Genomic DNA, 17,453 nt, shown 5'->3' with positions numbered 1-17,453 from the left:
CGGCATGGGTGCAACCGAATTTCCGCCCCACAGGGGCACTCTTGTGCGATCCCCCCGCAAGGGTTTGGGTGGCACGGACGAACCGAGCAGAAGGAGGCCCGGCATGTCATCGGACACACCCGGCGGCCACGGTCCGCCCGGCCGGCCCCTGCCCCTCGACGAGGGCGAGGCGGAGGACCTGCTGCGCTGCATCTGCTTCAAGACGGGGCCGCCCCGCACGGTGGGTGTCGAACTCGAATGGCTCATCCACCACCGGGACCGTCCCGGCGTCCCGGTCCCGCCCCACCGCCTCGACGCGGCCGCCGCCATCCTCCGGGCCCTGCCCCTGAGCGCGGCGCTCACCTTCGAACCCGGCGGCCAGCTGGAGCTCAGCTCGCGCCCCGCCGACTCCCTGATGGCGTGCATCGACGCCACCGCCGCCGATCTCACCGCCGTACGCGACGCCCTGGACCGGGTGGGTCTCGCGCCGTCGGGTCTCGGCGTCGATCCGTGGCATCCGCCGCGCCGGCTGCTGCGCGAGCCCCGTTACGACGCCATGGAGGCCTCGTTCGACCGGTCGGGCCCGGCCGGTCGCGCCATGATGTGCACCACCGCGTCCGTCCAGGTCTGTCTGGACGCCGGAGAGGAGGAGCCCGGTCCGCTCGGGTACGGGCGGCGCTGGCAGCTGTGCCATCTGCTGGGCGCGGTCCTGGTGGCGGCGTTCGCGAACTCGCCCCTGCGGCTCGGCCGCCCGACGTCATGGCGGTCCACCCGGCAGTCGCTCTGGGCCGACCTCGATCCCCGGCGGTCCCTGGCGCCGCCCGGTCATCTGCCGCCCCGTGACGCCTGGGCCAGGCATGTCCTGGACACCCCGGTGATGTGCATCCGCGCCGACGAGGGGCCGTGGGCCGTGCCCTGCGGTCTGACCTTCCGCAACTGGATCCGTACCGGCGCGCCGAGGCCTCCGGTGCGCGCCGATCTCGACTACCACATCAGCACTCTCTTCCCGCCCGTGCGCCCGCGCGGACATCTTGAGCTGCGCATGATCGACGCGCAGTACGGCGCGGACGGGTGGCTGGTGCCGCTCGCCGTCACCACCGCCCTGTTCGACGACCCGGAGGCCGCCGAGACCGTGTACCGCACCGTCAAACCGCTGGCCGAGACGGCCGGGCCGGGGCCCGCGCCACGCAATCCGCTCTGGGTGGGTGCCGCCCGTGACGGTCTGGCCGATCCCGAGCTCCGGGCGGCGGCCGCCACCTGTTTCGCACTCGCGCTGGAGGCGCTGCCCCGGATGGGAGCGACCACGGCCGTGCTGGAGGCGGTGGCGGACTTCCACGACCGCTTCGTCGCCCGGGGTCGATGTCCGGCCGACGACCTTGCCGGACTGCTCGCGCTGGACCCGGCGGGCGGTTCGGGCCACCACTTCGAGGGGCCCCGCTCATGACCGACTCCCCCGTACCCGCCGCAACCGGTCCGGGCGATCCAGGCGATCCAGGCGATCCGGACGAGGCGGACACCGAGGCGCTCCGGCAGCGCGCTCTCGACGCGCTGCTCACCGCCCGGGAACGCACCACGCTTCTCACCGAGAGTGTGGACGACCATGAACTGACCGCTCAGCACTCGCCGTTGATGTCTCCGCTGGTCTGGGACCTGGCACACATCGGCAATCAGGAGGAGCTGTGGCTGCTGCGCGGGGTGGCCGGGCGGGAGGCGATGCGCCCGGAGATCGACGGGCTGTACGACGCCTTCGAACATCCCCGGGCGACCCGCCCCTCGCTGCCGCTGCTGGCGCCCGCCGAGGCCCGCGGCTATGCCGCGGAGGTCCGCAACCGGGCGCTGGACGTACTCGACGGCACGCCACTGGGTGGTGACCGTCCGCTGGTGCGGGCCGGGTTCGCCTTCGGCATGATCGCCCAGCATGAACAGCAGCACGACGAAACCATGCTGATCACCCATCAGCTGAGGTCCGGTCCTGCGGTCCTGACCGCGCCCGTGCCGCCCGGCCCCACCGACGCGGCCGGCCTGCCCGCCGAAGTCCTGGTCCCGGGCGGCCCGTTCACCATGGGTACGTCCACCGAGCCGTGGGCCCTCGACAACGAGCGCCCCGCGCACCTGCGGGACGTACCGGGCTTCTACCTCGACACGGCCCCGGTCACCTGCGGCGCCTACCAGCGGTTCATCGAGGACGGCGGCTACACCGAGCCGCACTGGTGGGCCCCCGAGGGCTGGGCGATGGTCCGTGAGCACGAACTGACCGCTCCGCTCTTCTGGCACCGGGATGCCGGTCAGTGGCTGCGCCGCCGCTTCGGAGTGACCGAGACGGTGCCGGAGAACGAACCGGTGCTCCACGTCAGCTGGTACGAGGCGGACGCGTACGCCCGCTGGGCGGGGCGCCGGCTGCCCTCGGAGGCGGAGTGGGAGAAGGCCGCGCGCCACGACCCGGCGTCGGGCCGTTCGCTGCGCTATCCGTGGGGCGACGAGGACCCTGCCCCCGAGCGGGCCAACCTGGGCCAGCGCCATCTGCGGCCCGCGCCTGCGGGGGCGTACGCCGCGGGCCGGTCACCGCTCGGTGTGCGGCAGTTGATCGGTGACGTGTGGGAGTGGACGTCGAGTGATTTCGAGCCCTATCCGGGCTTCTCGGCGTTCCCGTACCGCGAGTACTCCGAGGTGTTCTTCGGACCGGCCCACAAGGTCCTGCGGGGCGGTTCGTTCGCCGTGGCCCCCGTGGCGTGCCGGGGGACGTTCCGCAACTGGGACCTGCCGGTGCGGCGCCAGATCTTCTCCGGATTCCGTACCGCGAGGGATGTCTGATGTGCCGCCATATCGCTTATCTGGGGCCGTCGGTGGCCCTCGGGGAACTGTTGACGCGGCCGCCGCACGGTCTTGTGCGCCAGTCCTGGGCGCCGAGGCACCAGCACCACGGGACCGTCAACGCCGACGGTTTCGGCGTCGGCTGGTATGCGGACGGCGATCCGGTACCGGGACGGTACCGGCGCGCGGGCCCCGTCTGGGGCGACCGGACGTTCGCCGATCTGGCCCGAGTGGTGCGCAGTACGGCGCTGCTCGCCGCGGTGCGCGACGCCACGGAGGCGGGCGCGGACGGCGAGGCGGCGGCTGCGCCCTTCGCCGCCGGGCGGCTGTTGTTCAGCCACAACGGTGCGGTGCGGGGCTGGCCGGACTCCCTGGCACCGCTGGCCGCCGCACTGTCCCCGGCCGAGCTGCTGGCCCTCACCGCCCGCTGCGACTCGGCCCTGATCTGGGCCCTCGTACGTCACCGTCTCGCCGACGGTGACGAACTGCCGCAGGCCGTCGCCGACACCGTGCTCGATGTGGCGGCCGCGGCCCCGGAATCCCGGCTGAATCTGCTGCTCGTCGACGGCACCACGATCGTGGCGACGGCCTGGGGCGACACCCTGTGGTACCTCGCCGAGCCGGGCCTGCGGACGGTCGTGGCCTCGGAGCCGTACGACGACGATCCGCGCTGGCGCACGGTCCCCGATCGGACGCTGCTGACGGCGACCCGTGCCGAAGTCCTGCTGACCCCGCTCAAGGAGCCCACTGAGTGAGTCCCTTTCTGCTGACCCGTACCCTGCCGGTGGACGCGACGGACGCGGCCCTGCGCGCCGATGTGCTGCACGGCCTGACCCGGCATCCGAAGACGCTGCCGCCGAAATGGTTCTACGACGCGCACGGCAGTGAACTGTTCGAGGAGATCACCCGCCTCCCCGAGTACTATCCGACCCGCGCCGAGCGAGAAATCCTGCTCGACCGCGCCGGAGAGATCGCCGCGGCCTCGGGGGCACGGACCCTGATCGAGCTGGGATCGGGGTCGTCGGAGAAGACCCGGTACCTGCTGGACTCGTTGCCCGCGCTGCACAGCTACGTACCGGTCGATGTGAGCGAGAGCGCACTGCGCGGCGCCGCCGACGCCCTGCTCGCACAACGGCCCGGTCTCTCCGTGCACGCGCTGATCGCCGACTTCACCGGCGGGCTCGCGCTGCCGGGCACCCCGGGGCCGCGGCTGGTCGCGTTCCTCGGCGGCACGATCGGCAATCTGCTCCCCGACGAGCGGTCGGGGTTCCTGAAGTCGGTGCGGTCGCTGCTCTCCCTGGGCGACACGCTGCTGCTCGGCACGGACCTGGTGAAGGACGAGGAGGTGCTGGTCGCCGCGTACGACGACGCGGCCGGAGTGACGGCGGAGTTCAACAAGAACGTGCTGAGGGTCGTGGACCGGGAGTTGGGCGCGGACTTCGACCCGGCCGACTTCGATCACGTGGCGTTGTGGGACCCGGAGCGGGAATGGATCGAGATGCGGCTGCGCGCCCGTACGGCGCTCACGGTGAAGGTCCCGGACCTCGATCTGGTGGTGGCGTTCGAGGCCGGCGAGGAGCTGCGTACGGAGGTGTCGGCCAAGTTCCGCGAGGAAGGTGTCCGGGCCGAACTCGGCGCGGCCGGCCTGAGGATGGATCGGTGGTGGACTGATTCCGGGGACCAGTTCGCACTGTCGCTGGCGACGGCGGTCTGAACGGGGCGGGCCGGCCGGTCGCCGGGATCGGCGCGAGGGCGTCGGTCCCGGCGGCGGACCGCGCGTTCATCACAGGTCGGCGAGTGCGAGGAAGTGGCGCAGATAGCGGGGGTCGGTGCGGCGCAGTGACAGGAGTACGTACAGGTCGGCGACGTTGAAGTCGGGGTCGTACGCGGGTGCTCCGCAGACCTGGGCACCCAGTCGCAGATAGCCCCGGAGCAGGGGCGGGAGCGTGGACAGGCCGGTGGGCACGTCCCCCCGCCCCGCAGATCCGGCGGCGGGCTGCCAGAGGCGGTGGGGGGTGACCCAGTGGTCCTCGGGCGCCAGGTGCTTCGTCCGTACGGTCTGCCATGCCCCGGCCGCGGCGACACCGTCGTCGGCGAGCGGTATCGAGCAGCAGCCGGCCAGCCAGTTGTGCCCGGCGCGTTCCATGTAACGGGCGAGTCCGGCCCAGATCAGCGCGATCACGGCGCCGTCCCGGTGGGCCGGGTGGACACAGGACCTGCCCACCTCGACCAGGTCGTCACGGATCGGCCCGAGCCGCCCGAGGTCGAACTCGCTCTCCGCGTAGAGGCGCCCGGCGACCCTCGCCCGGTCGGGCGGCAGCAGCCGGTACGTGGCGACGACGTCACCGGTGGCCTCCTCCCGCACCAGCAGATGGTCGCAGTACGCGTCGAACGCGTCGCTGTCCAGGCCGGGTTCGGATCCTTCAAGCCTGGCGCCGAGCTCACCCGCGAAGACCAGGTGGCGCAGGCGCTGGGCCGCACGCACCTCCTCCTGGTCGACGGCGAGGGACACCCGGTAGCGCGGCGGAGCGGAAGGGACGGGCTGCGCGGGAACAGCGGGGACGGTGGGGGGAGAGGTGACGGGCAGCGCGTTCATGACGGTCTCCGGGGACGGATCGGCAAGGGCGGCCGCCGGACGGTCGCGCTGCGGCGAAGGCCCGGCCCCCTACTTCTTCCGCGACCGGCTGGATTCGACATGACCACATGGGAGAGCCGGGATGTGCGAAGGCTGAATCCCGGGTGTGTCCGAGCGCGGGCTGAAGCCCCTCGCCGAGGCGTGGCTCCGTGCGGTTCAGCCGCTCGCGAGCAGGTCGGTGATCTTCTCCGAGGCTGCCTTCGCCTCTTTCCGCGGGTCACCGCCCTCGAGGACCGCCGTCATGTACGGCTTGATCGGGTTGACGGCCTCGACATTCGCCCACTGCGGCGAGTTGGGCGTCGCACGCCCCTCCGCGGCGCCCCGGGCCATCGCGGCCGTGCCCTTCTGCCCCACGACGACACGCGCGAGGTCGGGTTTGTTGGGCACGTAGCTCATGGTCCTGGCGAGTTCTTCCTGCCACTTCCGGCCCGCGAGCGCCTTGATCACATCAATACCCGCGGCGCGCCGGCCCGCCTTCGCCGGAACGATCAGATCGGACCCGCCGGTGAAGACGGAGCCGGGGGCCTTCGCGGTCTTTCCCGGGATCGGGAAGTAGCCCAGTTTCCCCTTGAGTTCGGGGTTCAGCTGCTCGATCTGCGCGGCGGCGCCGGGCACCGCGATGATCTGCGCGATATCCCCCTCGGCGAAGACCTTGGCCTGCGGGGGCTCTTCCTCGTCCGCGTTCCTGGGGCCGTCACCGAGCGCATGGAGTTTCTTGTAGAAGCTCATGCCGCGAAGTGCCTCGGGGCTGTCCAGGGCACCTTCCCAGTCGCCGCCCCTCTCCTCGGCCAGTTCGCCGCCCTCGTCCCAGATGAATCCGGCCAGGACATACCAGTTCTGGCCCGCGAGATAGATGCCCTGATTGCCGTTCCGGTTCAGCTGTTCGCTGTCCGCGATCCACTCGTCCCGGGTCTTCGGCGGGGACTCGATACCGGCCTGTTCGAAGAGCTCCTTGTGGTAGATCACCACCCGATTGGCCGCGTACCAGGGGATTCCGTACTGGACACCGTCGATGCTGCCCGGCTCGGCGAGACCGGGCAGCCAGTCCTCGCCGCCGAGGTCGCGCACGGACTCCAGGGTGAGATCGCGCAGCCCGCCGCTCCCCGCGTACTGGGAGACCTGGGTGTTGCCCACCTCGATGACGTCCGGGGTGTCCTTGCCCTTGAGCGCCTCGGTGACCTTCGGGCCGATGCCGGTCCAGCTCTGGATCTTGAACTCGAGCTCGACGGACGGGTGCTCGTCCTCGTACGCCTGGGTGAAGCGCTTGAGGAAATCGGCGGACACGCTGTCCTTCATCAGCCAGATCGTGACCTTCTTGCTGCTGGACGCCTCCGAGCCCGAGACGATTCCGCATCCGCATCCGCCCAGTGCAAAGGTGGAAACGAGCGCGACGGCTCCGACGAGTCTGCGGTTCTTCACCAGGTTCACCTTCTGCGAAACGGCACGACAAATTCCAGAACCCGGTGTGGGGGACTGCGGGCGGCGCTCGCACGGGCGTGGCTGGATTTTGGTATGGACCATTGCTCCGGTCAAGGCCCGTTCATCACACATTCCGCACATGGACCTCTCGCACACACGGGTCCGGTGGGGCACCGTGGTGGGAACGAGAGGAGACATAACATGTCGAATCACACTTATCGGGTCACCGAGATCGTGGGAAGCTCCCATGAAGGCGTCGACGACGCCATCCGCAGAGGCATCGCAAGAGCCTCGGAAACGTTGCGCAATCTCGATTGGTTCGAGATCACGCAGGTTCGCGGAGAGATCAGGGATGGCCGAATCGAGCACTTTCAAGTGGGCCTGAAGGTGGGCTTCCGGCTCGACGAGCCGAGCTGATCCGGCGCCATCGGCCGCCCACCGGAACGCGGTCGGCCCCGCCGGACACCGATCCGCCGCACACCGCGTTCAAGTACGACCCGTGCCGTCCAGATCGAATACGGCCAGGGGCCGGTGGTCGCTTCTCACGCCCCCAGCACATCAGACGAGCGCCACCACCAGGAGAACGAGCACGACCACCACGGCCACCACCGCCGCGACCCGCAGGGAGCGGCGCTGCGACCAGATGGGGAGAACGTCCGGGCCCTCGTGCCCGGGGAAGACGTAGAAGACATGGTCGGGATCGTCGGGGACCGTGACCGCGGCCAGTCGCAGCCAGCCGATGTCGACGCGCCGGGCCACTTCACCCCGGCGCGGCGCGAGGGCCGATTCGACCGACTTGACGTGCGCCGGGTCGAGAGCGTCGGGGAGGGGGTCACCGACATCGGCCAGAGTGGCCCTCTCCCACGCACCGGCCCGTCCCGTCTGCTGCCGGACGCGCAGCGGCGGTGCCGGTTCGGGCAGCTTCAACGAGGTCCGGACAGGCGCCTGCCCGACCGATCCCCCGGTCCACAGCGTGACCAGGCCCGTGCCCTCGCACGGGGCGTGCTCCGTCGTCCTTCCGCCCTCGCAGACCGGGCAGGCCCTGAGGCCCGTGTCGTCGCACTGCGGGCACGTCTGGGCACCCCGTCCCTGACATTCCGGACAAGCGGTACGGGGCTTGCGGCACTTCACGCAGGTGGTCCGCCCGGCAGGCGGCTTCTCCAGCGCCGGACCGGCCGTCGCACGGCCCGTACGGCGTCTGCCCGTGCCGTCGCACCAGACGCACGGGTCGACACCCTTGCAAGCCGGGCACACGGGGCCGATGTCACAGCGCAGTTTCCCCTTCCCCCGGCACCGCGAGCAGGGCTGCCGTCCGTCGTCGCAGCCACAGGGCACCGTTCGCACCGAGTCACGGAGCACCAGCTCGACCGTCCGCGCCACCGTCGGGTCCTTCGGAGGCTCGACCGGATGGTCGCGCAGATCGCCTTCGTACGTGGGCAGTCGCGACGTGTCGTATCTGCCGGGCCTGGACTCCGGCCGTGTGGTGCGGGTCTCCACACATCTGACGACGCGCAGGTCGAGCAGCGGGAGCCGGGTGATGTCGGCACCGGCCCGCAGCAGTTGCGCCCCCTGTCCGGGCCGGCCGATGTGCCGGGCGACCGCTTCGAGGATGTCGTCCTCGGACAGTGAGTCGGCCATGACGGCTCTGCCACCTCCCCGGCACGCGCACCCGTGCGCCGGACGCAGCGTACGGGCGCGGCCGTCCGGCGCTCAAGAGGGCGTCACGGGGCAGGACGGGAGCCGCACTCGGGCACCTTCGGACGGGAGTCGTCACATACCCGCGCGCGCCCGCCCACGCGCGGATGTGTGATCATGTCCCTACGTTCCACCTGGATCGAAAAGATTTGTGCAGGATCCGCGTGGAATCAAAAGCGTTTGTAAAGCTATATTCAGGTTTGTGGCATCAAACGTTAACCATGTGAAGCGAATACTCCTGCGTTCAGGGAAGAGCCCCTACAATGTCGTCCCTGTCGAGCGCGCTCTCCACCAGGACGTGTTCGCCACCAACTCGGGCAACCTGATCTTCAGCGACGCCGCTCACAAGATCCTCGAGACGCCACGTTCGGAGGTGGTGTCGAACGGCATCACCACCAGGGTCGCCGACGCCGCCCGCATCAACAGCGAGTACGACGTCTTCGTCATCCCGCTGGCCAATGCCTTCCGGCCGTCCTTCGAACGTCAGCTGGAACGTCTGACCCAGCTCATCTCGAAGCTGACGATCCCGGTCGTCGTCCCGGGGGTGGGCGCCCAGACCGGCGTCGACTACACCGCGGACCGGCTGCGCCCCATGCAGCCCACGGTCTACGCGTTCGTCTCGGCCGTGCTCGACCACAGCGCCTCCATCGGAGTGCGCGGGGAGTTCACCGAGCGGTATCTGCGGGACATGGGTTTCCGCGACGTGGATGTCATCGGCTGCCCCTCGATGTTCCTCAACGGCAGCAGACTCGACATCCGGGAGAACGGCCGGGCCCTGGGGCCCGAGTCGCGGATCGCCATCAACGGATCGCACGACGCCGTGCGCAAACAAGGACTCGGGCGGATCATCAGCCGCACCCACGCGCGCTACCCTCACCTCCGGTTCATCGGCCAGAACCTCTCCGACGCCCGTCAGCTGCACTGGCGTGACCTGTCCCACCAGAACGCCTCGCTCACCGGCATCCCCACCCACCCCGACCACCCCATGTACGGGGAGGACAAGGTCCGCGTCTACATCGACCCGGTCACCTGGATGAACGACCTGCGGGGCTTCGACTTCTCCTTCGGCTCCCGCATCCACGGCAACATCGCGGCGCTGCTGGCCGGCACGCCCGCCACCGTGCTCTGCGGCGACTCGCGGACGCTGGAGCTGTGCCGCTACTTCGACATCCCGCACCGGATGCTCGCGAAGGTCCCCTCGGACCTGGACCCCGCCGACCTCCACGCCGAGGCGGACTTCGGGCCGCTGACGCGCGGTCACCAGGAACGGTTCGAGCGGTTCACGAACTTCCTCGACAAGAACGGCCTGGAGAACACCTTCACCCACGGCGACGGCGGCGCGGCCTTCGAGGCGCGGATGAGCAAGCTGGCCTTCCCGCCGGGCGTCCGCCCCTGGATCGGCGCCGGTGCCGCCGCCATGAGTGACCGCCTCAACTGGCTCCAGTCCCAGCTGACGGACCTCACCGCACAGAACACCCAGCTCAAGCGGAAGCTCGCGAAGAGCTCCGCGGTGCCCGCCCAGCGCTCCACGTACCAGCGGGCCCGCAGTGCCGTGGGACGGCCCATCAAGCGCGCCCTGCGCCCGTCGCGCTAGAACGACTTCGAACCCGGTCCGCGGCCGGTCCCGGAGGGCCGGCCGGTCCCGGCCCGCGCCTGCGGACCCCGCCGCTCCTGACGCCTAGAATCGGAGTGTTTGTCCCCAGGCTGTCCGCCTGCCCCGATCCGTACGGAGCCCTGCCCGCATGTCCACTCCCCACGATCCGTACGTCCGGGTGCGCGGCGCCCGCGAGCACAACCTCCAGGACGTCTCGGTCGACATCCCGCGCGACACCCTCACCGTGTTCACCGGCGTCTCGGGGTCGGGGAAGTCCTCCCTCGCGTTCGGCACGATCTACGCCGAGGCGCAGCGCCGCTACTTCGAGTCCGTCGCCCCGTACGCCCGTCGGCTGATCCACCAGGTCGGGGCGCCGGCGGTCGGCGAGGTCACCGGGCTGCCGCCCGCCGTCTCGCTGGAGCAGCGCCGCTCGGCGCCCGGCGCCCGGTCGTCGGTCGGGACGGTCACCACGCTCTCCAACTCGCTGCGCATGCTGTTTTCGCGCGCCGGGGACTATCCGGCCGGTGCCGAACGGCTGGACTCCGACTCCTTCTCACCGAACACCGCCGCGGGGGCATGTCCCGAGTGCCATGGTCTCGGCCGGATCCACCGCACCACCGAGGAGCTGCTCGTCCCCGATCCCTCGCTGTCGATCCGCGACGGCGCGATCGCCGCCTGGCCGGGGGCCTGGCAGGGCAAGAATCTGCGCGATGTGCTGGACGCGCTGGGCCATGACATCGACCGCCCGTGGCGCGAACTGGGCGCCGGGGAGCGGGAGTGGATCCTGTTCACCGATGAGCAGCCGGTCGTGACGGTCCATCCGGTGCGTGACGCGGGACGCATCCAACGCCCTTATCAGGGTACGTACATGAGCGCCCGCCGCTATGTGATGCACACCTTCTCGGACTCCAGGAGCCGCACCCTGCGGGCCAGGGCCGAGCGCTTCCTGACCAGTGCCCCGTGCCCGGTCTGCGACGGCAGCAGACTGCGTCCCGAGGCGATGGCGGTCACCTTCGCCGGCCGTTCGATCGCCCGGCTGGCCGCGCTGCCGCTCACCTCTCTCGCCGAGGTGCTGCGCACGGCGGGCGGCGATGACACGGCGCGGGTGCTGACGGCGGAGCTGCTCGCCCGGATCGAGACGGTCACCGAGCTCGGACTCGGCTATCTGAGCCTCGACCGTACGGCACCGACGCTGTCCTCCGGCGAGTTGCAACGCCTGCGGCTCGCCACCCAGTTGCGGTCCGGTCTGTTCGGTGTCGTGTACGTGCTGGACGAGCCGTCGGCCGGTCTGCACCCGGCGGACACGGAGTCGCTGCTCGGGGTGCTCGGCCGGCTGAAGGAGGCCGGCAACTCGGTCTTCGTCGTGGAGCATCAGATGGACGTGGTCCGCCGGGCGGACTGGCTGGTCGACGTGGGGCCGCTGGCCGGTGAGCACGGGGGCCGGGTGCTGCACAGCGGCCCCCCGGCAGGGCTCGCGGAGGTGGCGGAGTCGGCCACCCGGCGCTTCCTCTTCGACGACGGGCCCGCTCCGGTGCGGGAGGTGCGTTCGCCGTCGGGGTGGCTGAGGCTGAACGGGGTGGACCGCCACAATGTGCGGGGCGTGGACGCCGAGTTCCCGCTCGGGGTGTTCACGGCCGTCACCGGCGTCTCGGGTTCCGGGAAGTCGACGCTGGTCGGTCAGGTCCTGGCCGGTGTCCTCGCCGACCGGCAGGCCACCGCCGTCGCCGGCCTGCCCGCGGAGCGTGCCACGCCCGGGTGCGCGTCGGCGGAGGGGCTGGAGGCGGTGGACCGCCTCGTACAGGTCGACCAGAAGCCGATCGGCCGCACCCCACGGTCCAATCTGGCCACGTACACGGGGCTGTTCGATGTCGTGCGGAAGCTGTTCACCGCGACGGACACGGCGCGCGAGCGCGGCTACCGGGCCGGAAGGTTCTCCTTCAATGTGGCGGGCGGGCGGTGCGAGACCTGTCAGGGCGAGGGGTTCGTCTCCGTGGAACTACTCTTCCTGCCCAGTACGTACGCTCCCTGCCCGGACTGCCACGGAGCGCGGTACAACCCGGAGACTCTGGAGGTCACCCTGGGCGGCCTCGACATCGCGCAGGTGCTGGACCTGACGGTGGAGGCGGCGGCCGGGTTCTTCGCCGGTACACCCGCTGCCGAGCGCAGCCTGCGGACGCTTCTCGATGTCGGGCTCGGCTATCTGCGACTCGGCCAGCCCGCCACGGAGCTGTCGGGCGGCGAGGCCCAGCGGATCAAGCTCGCCGCCGAGCTCCAGCGCACCCGTCGGGGCCACACCCTGTATCTGCTGGACGAACCGACGACCGGACTGCATCCCGCCGATGTCGAGGTGCTGATGAGGCAGCTGCACGGTCTGGTCGACGCGGGCAACACCGTCGTGGTCGTCGAGCACGACATGGCGGTGGTGGCGGGCGCCGACCGGGTGATCGATCTCGGGCCCGGCGGCGGCGACCGGGGTGGCCGGATCGTGGCGGCGGGAACACCCGCCGAGGTCGCCCGCGCGGAGGGGAGCCGTACGGCGGCATACCTCAAGGCCTCCCTCCGTCTCGCCTGAGAGTTCGATCAGGTTCAACTCCCCGTTTGCCAGTGGGAGTTGCCGCATCACAAGCCCGGCGTCCGAGACTTCCTGGCCCCGGAGGTGGGCGGCCTCCGGGGCCAGGAACTCCGCCGCTCTCTCAGAGCCTGTCGGGTGACCTCTGACCGGGCGGCCACGCCCTGGCACGCACGCTTCCCGCGTTGCCGAAATGCCCAAGTAGCTCCTTCCCCAAGCTCTCAGCTTCGTTCGAGCAGGGGAGACCCCATCCAAGGACATCCCGGCGCCTTGGAATCGCACGCACCAGACCGCGTCCGCTACCCGATCGAAGGTCACCCGACAGGCTCTCAGCGGCGCACCTTCCGAGTCGCGCGCAGCCACTCCTTGTTCATGGCCGAAATCGACGGCAGCGGGATGCCCTTGGGGCAGGCCGTGGCGCACTCACCGGTGAGGGTGCAGCCGCCGAAGCCCTCACTGTCCATCTGTCCGACCATGTCGAGGACCCGGGTCTCCCGCTCCGGGGCACCCTGCGGCAGGACGTTGAGGTGGTTGATCTTGGCCGAGGTGAAGAGCATCGCCGAGCCGTTGGGGCAGGCCGCGACGCAGGCTCCGCAGCCGATGCACTCGGCGTGTTCGAAGGCGAAGTCGGCGTCCGGCTTGGGCACCGGCGTGGCGTGCGCCTCGGGGGCGGTGCCGGTCGGGGCGGAGATGTAGCCGCCCGCCTGGATGATCCGGTCGAAGGCCGAGCGGTCCACTACCAGGTCCTTGACGACCGGGAAGGCGGAGGCGCGCCACGGTTCGATGTCGATCGTGTCGCCGTCCTCGAAGGACCGCATGTGGAGCTGGCAGGTGGTGGTCCGCTCGGGGCCGTGGGCGTCGCCGTTGATGACGAGGCTGCAGGCACCGCAGATGCCTTCGCGGCAGTCGTGGTCGAAGGCGACGGGGTCGTCGCCGGCGAGGATGAGTTCCTCGTTGAGGGTGTCGAGCATTTCCAGGAACGACATGTCCTGCGAGATGCCGTCCACCTGGTAGGTGGACATGGCGCCGGGGGCGTCGGCGTTCTTCTGGCGCCAGACGCGCAGGGTGAGCTTCATGCGTAGCTCCGCTGGGTGGGGTGGACGTACTCGAAGACGAGGTCTTCCTTGTGCAGGACGGGAGCCTCGCCGGTGCCGGAGAATTCCCAGGCGGCGGCGTACGAGAACTCCTCGTCGCGGCGGGCGGCTTCGCCGTCCGGGGTCTGTGACTCCTCGCGGAAGTGGCCTCCGCAGGATTCGGCGCGGTGCAGGGCGTCGAGGCACATGAGCTCGGCGAGTTCCAGATAGTCGACGATGCGGTTGGCCTTCTCCAACGACTGGTTGAACTCGTCGCCGGTGCCGGGCACCTTGATGCGGCGCCAGAACTCCTCGCGGATCCGCGGGATCCGTTCGAGTGCCTTGCGCAGTCCCTCCTCGGTGCGGGCCATCCCGCAGTACTCCCACATGAGTTCACCGATCTCGCGGTGGAAGGAGTCGGGGGTGCGGTCGCCGTCGACGGAGAGCAGCAGGTTGAGCCGGTCCTCGGTGTCCGCGACGGCCTCTTCGACGGCGGGGTGCGAGGCATCGACCTCGCCGTGGTGCGGGTTACGCGCCAGGTAGTCGTTGATGGTCGACGGCAGGACGAAGTAGCCGTCGGCGAGGCCCTGCATCAGCGCGGAGGCACCGAGCCGGTTGGCGCCGTGGTCGGAGAAGTTGGCCTCCCCGATCGCGAACAGGCCCGGGACCGTGGTCTGGAGGTCGTAGTCGACCCAGAGTCCGCCCATGGTGTAGTGCACGGCCGGGTAGATCCGCATCGGGGTCTCGTAAGGATTCTCCGCGGTGATCCGCGCGTACATGTCGAAGAGGTTGCCGTACTTCTCCTCCACCTTGGCCCGGCCCATCCGCTGGATGGCTTCGGCGAAGTCCAGGTAGACGCCCTGTCCGCCGGGGCCGACACCGCGTCCCTCGTCGCAGACGTTCTTCGCGGCGCGCGAGGCGATGTCGCGGGGCACGAGGTTGCCGAAGGCGGGGTAGATGCGTTCCAGGTAGTAGTCGCGCTCGTCCTCGGGGATCTCGTTCGCGGGGCGGTTGTCGCCCTTGGCCTTCGGCACCCAGATCCGGCCGTCGTTGCGCAGCGACTCGCTCATCAGCGTCAGCTTGGACTGGTGGTCGCCGGTGCGCGGGATGCAGGTGGGGTGAATCTGGGTGAAGCAGGGGTTGGCGAAATAGGCGCCGCGTCGGTGGGCGCGCCAGATGGCGGTGGCGTTGGAGTTCATGGCATTGGTCGACAGGTAGAAGACGTTGCCGTAGCCGCCGCTGGCCAGGACGACCGCGTCGGCGAAGTAGGTGTCGGTCTTCCCGGTGACGAGGTCGCGGGCGACGATGCCGCGGGCCTTGCCGTCGACGATGATCAGGTCGAGCATTTCGGTGCGGGCGTGCAGTTCGACGTTGCCGGCGGCGATCTGCCTCGACAGCGCCTGGTAGGCGCCGAGGAGAAGTTGCTGCCCCGTCTGGCCGCGGGCGTAGAAGGTACGGGAGACCTGGACGCCGCCGAACGAGCGGTTGTCGAGGAGGCCGCCGTACTCGCGGGCGAAGGGGACGCCCTGGGCCACGCACTGGTCGATGATCTCGACGGAGATCTGGGCGAGCCGGTGGACGTTGGACTCGCGGGCGCGGAAGTCACCGCCCTTGACCGTGTCGTAGAAGAGCCGGTGGATCGAGTCGCCGTCGTTGCGGTAGTTCTTCGCGGCGTTGATGCCGCCCTGGGCCGCGACGGAGTGGGCACGGCGGGGCGAGTCCTGGAAACAGAACTGGACGACATGGTAGCCCTGTTCGGCCAGCGTCGCACCGGCCGAACCGCCGGCCAGGCCGGTGCCGACGACAATGACGGTGTGCTTGCGGCGGTTGGCCGGGTTGACCAGCTTGGCCTGGAAGCGGCGGGTGTCCCAGCGTTCGGCGACGGGGCCCTCGGGGGCCTTGGTGTCGGCGACGGGAGCACCCGTCTCGTAGCGCGAGTAGTCGGTCATGTCAGCTCACGACTCCGGTCATGACGGCGACGGGTACGGAGATGAAGCCCACCGTCAGCACCGCTGCGAGGACGTTGGCGATGGTCTTGAGGACACGGTCACGGGTCGCCCTTCCCGCACCGAGCGTCTGGGCGGCGCTCCAGAAGCCGTGCCGGATGTGGAGCCCGAGGGCGAGCACGGCGACGATGTAGACGGTGTTGCCGTACCAGGTGGAGAAGGTGTCGATGACGTTCTGGTAGGGCTTCCCGGACTGGAATCCGCCGGGATGCACGGTGCCCGTCGTCAGGTCGAGGATGTGCCAGACGATGAACAGGGCGAGGATGATCCCGCCCCAGCGCATGGTCCGGGTGGCATAGCCGGCGCGCGGCTTCTTGTGGACGTACGCGGCGGGGCGGGCCCTGATGTCGCGGCGGCTCAGCTGGTACGCCGAGACGGCGTGCAGGACGACGGCGGCGACGAGCACGACACGGACGATCCACAGGCCCCACTCGTAGTGCAGGACGGGCTCGCCCATGGTCCGCAGCCAGTGCGCGTAGTGGTTGAACTCACCGGATCCGAAGAAGATCTTCAGGTTGCCGATCATGTGGGCAACCAGATAGAGGAGCATGACCAGACCGCTCACGGCCATGATCGTCTTCTTGCCGACGGACGAGTCCCAGAGCGTACGCGTCATGGACGGCCGTCGGTCCGTCCGTGTTGCCAGTGCCATGGACACGACGCTAGGGCCGAACGGCCTCATCAGTCCAAGACATGGAACGGCTCATCTCCATAGCCACCCCCTATCGAGGCCGCATACGCTGGACCTATGCAGTTCCAGCAGCTGACGTACTTCGTCGCCGTCGCCGAGACCCGGCACTTCACCCGTGCCGCCGAGGAGGTGCATGTCTCGCAGCCCTCGCTCTCCCAGCAGATCCGGGCGCTGGAGAACGAGCTGGGGGCGGAGCTGTTCAGCCGGGCCCGCGGCAACATCACCCTCACCGACGCGGGCGAGGCGCTGCTGCCGCTGGCCCGCCGCATCCTCGCGGACGCAGACACCGCGCGCCACGAGGTGCAGGAGCTGGCTCAGCTCCGCCGGGGCCGGGTCCGGCTCGGCGCGACGCCCAGCCTCTGCACGGGCCTGCTGCCCGACGTGCTGCGCGCGTTCCACGACCGGCATCCCGGGATCCGGCTGCTGCTGGAGGAGGGCGGTTCGCTGGACCTCGTACGGGAGTTGGCGCGCGGGGCACTCGATCTCGCCCTCGTCGTACTGCCGCTGCCCGCCGCGTCTCCCGCGCTCACCACGGTCGAGCTGCTCCAGGAGGATCTGGTCGTGGTGTCGTCGGCGCGGGCGCCGCGGCCCGGCCGGGGCGGCAGCGTACGCATCGCCGACCTCCAGGGGGAACCCCTGGTGATGTTCCGGCACGGCTACGACCTGCGCGAACTGACGGTCGCCGCCTGCCGGGCGGAAGGGTTCGAGCCGTCGTTCACCGTGGAGGGCGGCGAGATGGACGCGGTGCTCGGCTTCGTCCGGGCGGGGCTCGGGATCGCCGTTGTGCCCAGCATGGTCGCCACCCGGGCCGGCCACGACCTGCGGACCACGCCGCTGGCCCGCCCCGGCCTGCGGCGCACGATCGCACTCGCGCACCGCAGCGACGTGGCACCGCCGCGCGCGGCCCGTGAGCTGCAGAAGGTGCTGCTGGCCAGCCGCACGGGCTGAGCCGGCCGGGGTCCGTCCGTCACGCGGCCTCGG

At 70.3% G+C, this 17,453-nt stretch carries 14 protein-coding genes; 8 read left to right on the top strand and 6 right to left on the bottom strand.

The features are described from left to right. Positions 1-103 precede the first annotated feature (103 nt). From egtA to egtD, 4 genes are read left to right on the top strand one after another with little or no spacing between them, the layout of a single operon-like run. Positions 104-1,423 (top strand): ergothioneine biosynthesis glutamate--cysteine ligase EgtA, encoded by a 1,320-nt coding sequence (egtA, locus tag ACF08M_RS06675; RefSeq protein ID WP_392184147.1) that lies wholly within the window; start codon positions 104-106, stop codon positions 1,421-1,423. Beyond that, on the top strand, positions 1,420-2,790 hold the full coding sequence (egtB, locus tag ACF08M_RS06670) for an ergothioneine biosynthesis protein EgtB (RefSeq protein WP_392184146.1): 1,371 nt from the start codon (positions 1,420-1,422) through the stop codon (positions 2,788-2,790). Before egtA ends, egtB begins: the two co-directional genes overlap by 4 nt. After that, entirely contained in the window at positions 2,790-3,545 is a 756-nt protein-coding gene (gene egtC, locus ACF08M_RS06665) for an ergothioneine biosynthesis protein EgtC (RefSeq protein ID WP_392184145.1), read from the top strand. The genes egtB and egtC overlap by 1 nt, the downstream gene beginning before the upstream one ends. Next, positions 3,542-4,504 carry an L-histidine N(alpha)-methyltransferase gene (egtD, locus tag ACF08M_RS06660; RefSeq protein ID WP_392184144.1) on the top strand — a complete coding sequence of 321 codons (963 nt, stop codon included), beginning with the start codon at positions 3,542-3,544 and terminating at the stop codon, positions 4,502-4,504. The genes egtC and egtD overlap by 4 nt, the downstream gene beginning before the upstream one ends. Before the next feature lie 69 nt (positions 4,505-4,573). Here the strand turns inward: egtD and ACF08M_RS06655 are convergent, their stop codons facing one another. Continuing rightward, the gene (locus ACF08M_RS06655) at positions 4,574-5,386 is read right to left on the bottom strand and encodes a GNAT family N-acetyltransferase (RefSeq protein WP_392184143.1); all 813 of its coding nucleotides are present in this window, start codon (positions 5,384-5,386) and stop codon (positions 4,574-4,576) included. Positions 5,387-5,581: 195 nt separating this feature from the next. Then, a complete protein-coding gene (locus ACF08M_RS06650) occupies positions 5,582-6,844 on the bottom strand; it encodes an extracellular solute-binding protein (protein ID WP_392184142.1) in 1,263 nt (420 codons plus the stop codon). Positions 6,845-7,045: 201 nt separating this feature from the next. On the opposite strand from ACF08M_RS06650, the gene ACF08M_RS06645 reads away from it, so the two are divergent. Next, the gene (locus tag ACF08M_RS06645; RefSeq protein WP_392184141.1) at positions 7,046-7,261 is read left to right on the top strand and encodes a dodecin; all 216 of its coding nucleotides are present in this window, start codon (positions 7,046-7,048) and stop codon (positions 7,259-7,261) included. A gap of 141 nt (positions 7,262-7,402) precedes the next feature. Here ACF08M_RS06645 and ACF08M_RS06640 read toward each other — a convergent pair whose 3' ends face one another. Beyond that, positions 7,403-8,482, bottom strand: coding sequence for a hypothetical protein (locus ACF08M_RS06640; RefSeq protein WP_392184140.1), 1,080 nt, complete (start codon positions 8,480-8,482; stop codon positions 7,403-7,405). A gap of 280 nt (positions 8,483-8,762) precedes the next feature. On the opposite strand from ACF08M_RS06640, the gene ACF08M_RS06635 reads away from it, so the two are divergent. After that, a complete protein-coding gene (locus tag ACF08M_RS06635; protein WP_392184139.1) occupies positions 8,763-10,133 on the top strand; it encodes a polysaccharide pyruvyl transferase family protein in 1,371 nt (456 codons plus the stop codon). Between the two features lie 148 nt (positions 10,134-10,281). Further along, complete coding sequence (locus ACF08M_RS06630; protein ID WP_392184138.1) at positions 10,282-12,705, top strand: ABC transporter; 2,424 nt, start codon at positions 10,282-10,284, stop codon at positions 12,703-12,705. Positions 12,706-13,031: 326 nt separating this feature from the next. Here the strand turns inward: ACF08M_RS06630 and ACF08M_RS06625 are convergent, their stop codons facing one another. From ACF08M_RS06625 to ACF08M_RS06615, 3 genes are read right to left on the bottom strand one after another with little or no spacing between them, the layout of a single operon-like run. Continuing rightward, on the bottom strand, positions 13,032-13,778 hold the full coding sequence (locus ACF08M_RS06625; protein ID WP_392184137.1) for a succinate dehydrogenase/fumarate reductase iron-sulfur subunit: 747 nt from the start codon (positions 13,776-13,778) through the stop codon (positions 13,032-13,034). After that, entirely contained in the window at positions 13,775-15,724 is a 1,950-nt protein-coding gene (locus tag ACF08M_RS06620; RefSeq protein ID WP_392184136.1) for a fumarate reductase/succinate dehydrogenase flavoprotein subunit, read from the bottom strand. Before ACF08M_RS06620 ends, ACF08M_RS06625 begins: the two co-directional genes overlap by 4 nt. Position 15,725: 1 nt before the next feature. After that, positions 15,726-16,433, bottom strand: coding sequence for a succinate dehydrogenase (locus ACF08M_RS06615; protein WP_392184135.1), 708 nt, complete (start codon positions 16,431-16,433; stop codon positions 15,726-15,728). Positions 16,434-16,529: 96 nt separating this feature from the next. Here ACF08M_RS06615 and ACF08M_RS06610 point away from each other — a divergent pair, with 96 nt between their 5' ends. Next, positions 16,530-17,420, top strand: a complete 891-nt coding sequence (locus tag ACF08M_RS06610; protein ID WP_392184134.1) for a LysR family transcriptional regulator — start codon at positions 16,530-16,532, stop codon at positions 17,418-17,420. Positions 17,421-17,453 lie beyond the last annotated feature (33 nt).

It is taken from the genome of Streptomyces sp. NPDC015032 (assembly GCF_043080425.1).
Taxonomy (GTDB): Bacteria; Actinomycetota; Actinomycetes; order Streptomycetales; family Streptomycetaceae; genus Streptomyces.
Note: the sequence above shows the minus strand (reverse complement) of the source record. Positions and strands in the feature narration are given on the sequence as shown.

Coding starts and splice junctions, on each gene's coding strand:
- egtA (WP_392184147.1), top strand. CDS start 104: ATGTCATCGGACACACCCGGCGGCCACGGTCCGCCCGGCCGGCCCCTG.
- egtB (WP_392184146.1), top strand. CDS start 1,420: ATGACCGACTCCCCCGTACCCGCCGCAACCGGTCCGGGCGATCCAGGC.
- egtC (WP_392184145.1), top strand. CDS start 2,790: ATGTGCCGCCATATCGCTTATCTGGGGCCGTCGGTGGCCCTCGGGGAA.
- ACF08M_RS06655 (WP_392184143.1), bottom strand. CDS start 5,386: ATGAACGCGCTGCCCGTCACCTCTCCCCCCACCGTCCCCGCTGTTCCC.
- ACF08M_RS06645 (WP_392184141.1), top strand. CDS start 7,046: ATGTCGAATCACACTTATCGGGTCACCGAGATCGTGGGAAGCTCCCAT.
- ACF08M_RS06640 (WP_392184140.1), bottom strand. CDS start 8,482: ATGGCCGACTCACTGTCCGAGGACGACATCCTCGAAGCGGTCGCCCGG.
- ACF08M_RS06630 (WP_392184138.1), top strand. CDS start 10,282: ATGTCCACTCCCCACGATCCGTACGTCCGGGTGCGCGGCGCCCGCGAG.
- ACF08M_RS06625 (WP_392184137.1), bottom strand. CDS start 13,778: ATGAAGCTCACCCTGCGCGTCTGGCGCCAGAAGAACGCCGACGCCCCC.
- ACF08M_RS06620 (WP_392184136.1), bottom strand. CDS start 15,724: ATGACCGACTACTCGCGCTACGAGACGGGTGCTCCCGTCGCCGACACC.
- ACF08M_RS06615 (WP_392184135.1), bottom strand. CDS start 16,433: ATGGCACTGGCAACACGGACGGACCGACGGCCGTCCATGACGCGTACG.
- ACF08M_RS06610 (WP_392184134.1), top strand. CDS start 16,530: ATGCAGTTCCAGCAGCTGACGTACTTCGTCGCCGTCGCCGAGACCCGG.